Below are 4318 nucleotides of genomic sequence, written 5' to 3'. Positions count from 1 at the left end.
ATCGGCCGTGCCGGTTCTGCGAGTGGTGATTTGCCTGCCTGCGGTGCCGCCCCCGGACCGATGAAAACCCGCTACCGGGTCAACGCGCGGTGACGGGTTCAGTCCAGCCAGCGGCCGACGCCACGCACGATGACCTCAAGCAGCTCTGCCGGATTCGCCGGGTCGGGGTAGTAGATGATCATGGTCGTGCCGGCCGGAAGCAACATCTTGATGGCCTGGACGCACCCGGCCACGACCTGTCGCTGCTGGTCGGGTGCGGTGCCGTTGATCGGCACCGCGTCACAGACACCGCCACGGTTGTTCATGACCAGCCGGAGCGTGTTCTCGCGTAGCTTCACCTCCCGCGTGGCGACGCGATAGGCGAGCTGTGTCTCGAGGTGCCATGCCGGGGGCGCCATGGGCAGCCCGAACTCCTGCCTGTACAGCAGGCCGAGACGGTCTTCGAGGGCCGCCAGGTCGTCGTGCAGCCCGCTTTCGACCGTATAGTTCGCCCATTTCTCGAGATCATCGATCGGTGGCAGGCTCGCGATCGGCAGTCCGCTCGCATCGAGCACCCGCCCGGACTCGTCGACGATATAGCCCTGGTTGTTCACCAGCTTGATCGACTCGCTCACGTTCCTGAGCTGTTGCGCGGCATCCGCGTACGGGCACTGCCCGCCGTCCTGAACGCATCCGATCGGAAGGATGCGCAGGAGTGATGTCGCCAGGTCGGACTCGTGAATCGCCGAGAGAATGGTCCGGTCGGACAGGTGCTCGCGCAGGTACATCGTTCCCCATTCCGAGTTGTACTCGGCGAACCGCAGCTCCTCCGGGACGAGCGACTCCACGAAGGTGCCCTTCCACTGGCTCGAATACTTGTCCCAGTCGGGATCTTCGGACAGGTCCAGGGCGCCGGTGATGCAGTCCGAGAACTTCTTCCCCCCGGTCACGACGCCTCCCTTGGCGGCGTTCTTGCACTTGTTCGCCAACGACCATTGGGAGGCGCCGTTGAGCAGGTCCAGTCCGGTCAGGGCCATGTACTCCTCGGCGAGGCGATGGGTTTCGGTCTCCCGGTCGGAGATCCCCCTTGCCGCGAAGGTGAAGAGCGGGCTCAGGACGACGGACATGCAGGCGTCCAGGGCCTTGCCGACGAACTGGTTCCTGCAGTGCTGGATCCGTTCCTGGGCGTAGCCGTCCGGGTCGTGGAGTGGCCCCTTGGGATCGTTGAGAATCTTTTCGACGTAGGCGTTGCAGTCGTTGTACCCCGGCAGGCCGTCCTCGGGCCCCCACTTGCAGTGTCCGTACCACTCGGCCTTGAGTTCGCTCAGCCGGGCCTTGGCCTCTTCCCGATAGTCTTCGAAGACCTCGGCAGCGATGCGAGCCGCTTCTGACGCGCGCTGGCCGGCCAGGATCTGCGCCTTGTACGCGGTGTCGTAGGCGGCGAAGGCGCTTGCCGCGTCCTTTGCCGCCGAAGCAGCAGAGGCGCGTGCCCAGCGGGCCGAGAGGGACGCCTTCCCGGCCGACTGCTGGGCCTGCTTGGTCGCGGCGGCGGCGGTGCGAACGGCCTGCGCGGCTCGTTCGGCGGACGCGGCGGCGTCGCGGGCCTGGGCGACGGCCTCGGTTGCGTACGTCCGCGCCTGGTCGGCGGCTTTGCCGGCGTCGTCCGCGTAACCGATGGCCTCCTCCGCCGCACCGCGGGCCTCTGCCGCCGCGGCCTGCGCGGTGCGCGCGAACTCGACGGCGCGCTCCGCGATCTGCGAGGTCTCGATCATCAAGGAGGTGGCGATGTAGTTGTGTGTGGCCGTGGCGTAGTCGCGTTCGGCCGCACGGTGCCGATCCACCTCCAGGAACTCGACCTGCATCGCCGTCGTGCCGGCGAGCGCGATCTGGGCGCCGTTCCGCACCTCGGTGCCGTAGGAGTCATCCCCGGCGATCGCGCCGACCCTCGACCGGATGTCGATCGTGTACGTGGTGTTGTGCGTCACCTCCAGGAACTTCTCGAGCGCGTCCGGATCGTCCGAGCGCAGGGCGGTGTTCGCCGCTTTCTCGGTCTCGGCGTTGCCGGCGCTGCGGGCGTCGGCGAGGATCCGCCCGACCTGCTCCCGCTGTTCGGCGGCTCGCTCGGGGTAGTCCGGGTCGTTGAGGAACGCGATGACGCCGGGCCACCCGCCATCGAGAGTGTGCTGGGCAGCGGCTCTCATGGCCGGGGTGCCGGTGACCATGAGACCGGTCAGCGTTGTGCGGTCGTCCTGCTCCTCGGCGGCTGCGAGCCCGCTCCTGACGAACTGGAGGACGAGGACGTCATCGTCCTCGCCGAGAGCGGACATGGCCGCCGAACTGGTCCACGTACCGGGCACGGTCGCGAAGTATCGGGCCACTTCCCGCGCCTTGCCGACCGCCAGTGCGGGATCGGTCCGCGTGTCGGCGGCCTCGGCGATCAGCGCATCGATCTGCGGAGTGTGATAGCGGCCCATCGGCACTCCGAAGCCGCGAGCGTCCTGCAACTTGGCCTTGGCGGCTTCCGCACTGATGTGCCGGGCGAAGGACAACTCGAGCTCGAGCTCGTTCTTGAGCCGTTCGGCGTCTGCCTCGCGCGCCGACTTGTAGACGGCTTGGGCGGTCTCGGCCGCCTGCAACGCGTCCTCCGCCGCACGGTAGGCATTGTTCGCGTGCTGCGTCGCCAGCTCGGCCGCGTTGACGGCGCTGCCCGCATGCTGGGCCGCGCTCGCCGCGGCGCTCGCCGCCGCCTCCGCATAGGACACCGCTCGCGTCGCGGCATCTCGCGCCTTGCCGGCCGCGTCCTGGGCGATGTCCGCTTGACGCACCGTTTCCGCGGTGGCGCGCTTCGCCCGTTCCGCGCTTGCTCCCGCCCGCGCGGCCGCGGCGAACGCGGCCCGCGCCTCGGCGCTGGCTGCCCCCGCATAACGGCCGGCGGCCTCGGCCGCGCGTCCGGCGGCCTCGGTGTTCGCCCGCGCCGAATCGGCGGCGGCGACCGCGGCATATGCCTGCTGCGTCACGGCGGTGATCTGGTTGATGGGCGAGATCCAGGCGGAGATCTGCGGACCGATCTGCTGCATGATGCGGTTGTGCATCTCTGCCGTGGCGGCGGCGGTCGCGTTCAGCTCCGCCGCCGACGCGGCCGCCCACGCCTCGTCGGACTTCGTATGCGCCCGCGCCGCCGCGGTCGCCGCGCGTCCGGCGGCTCCGGCGGCCGCGCGCGCGGCGTCCGCCGCCGCCCGCGCGGCCTGTACGGCGACGCTGGATGCCACCGCGGCGCGGTCGGCCGCCTCAGCCGCACGCTGGGCCTGACGCTTGGCCTCCGCCGACTCCTGTCCAGCCAGCGAGGCGAGGCGTTGTGCCTCCAGCGCGTCGTTCTTGGCCGCCAGGGACTCGGCCTTCGCGCGCTCCGCCTGCGCGACCGCGGAGATCGTCTCGAATGCCGCACGGCGAGTCGCCTCTGTGGCGCTCGCCCGGAGATCGCCCAAGGTCTGGTTCTCGTTGTCCCGGGCCTGGGCCACCCCCCAGTCGATCTGGATGAATCGTTCCTGCATCTCCAGGCTGCCGTCCTGGAGCGCCCGGTTCGCCGCGGCCTGCACCTCCGGGCCGCCGTCAGCCATCGCACGATTGACGATCGCCCGCAGGTCCAGCCTGTACGGCAGCCGCCATCCCGACTCGATGAACTGCCCCAAGGCCGTACGCGACCCGTTGCGCAGCACCTCGTTCGCGGCAGCCTTGACCTCCGGTCCGCCGGCCGCCTTCATCTCGTTCACGCTGGCGCGCAGGTCGATCTCCCGAGCGGTCTCCCAGCCGCCGTCGAGAAACGCCACCACGGCACCGGAGTTGTCCGAGACCAGGGCGGCGTTGGCAGCGGCGGACACCTCGGGGCCTCCGTGGGCCTTGATGCGGCCGACCTGCTCACGATCGTCCTGCGTCGCGAGCCGGGGAAGCTGGGCGAGGAAGGCGCAGATCTCCGCCTGCCCTCCGAGCAGCGCATCCTCCGCGGCCGGACGGACGTTCACACCGCCCGTGACCCAGGCCTCCAGGACCACCTGGCGTTCGCATGCCGGCGCGCGAGGCGGGTCCGCCTCCGCCGCCGCGGCCCGTGCTTCGACGATCGGGCTGCTCACGAGAAGCAGCGAGAGCACGGCGCCGACAACACTCGTCGTCTGCCATAAAGCCCTGCCGCGCCACGCGCGAATCGCCTTCATCGCAGTCTCTCCACCTGTCCTGTCGATGCTTCCAAAGGAATGGGCTGGACGGCCGACCCGTTCCCGCTCGTCACCGCGATACGGCTGATCGTCGCCATCGTCCTGGCTTCCTCGGACGCCGCAGACGACTT

1 protein-coding gene is annotated in these 4318 nt (G+C 69.8%); it reads right to left on the bottom strand.

Annotated elements, in window-relative coordinates; genetic code table 11:
• Positions 1-98: 98 nt before the first annotated feature.
• Complete coding sequence (locus ACWEPL_RS65025) at positions 99-4187, bottom strand: DddA-like double-stranded DNA deaminase toxin (RefSeq protein WP_452443027.1); 4089 nt, start codon at positions 4185-4187, stop codon at positions 99-101.
• Positions 4188-4318 lie beyond the last annotated feature (131 nt).

It is taken from the genome of Nonomuraea sp. NPDC004186 (assembly GCF_053603495.1).
This window is presented reverse-complemented; position numbering and strand designations above follow the sequence as displayed.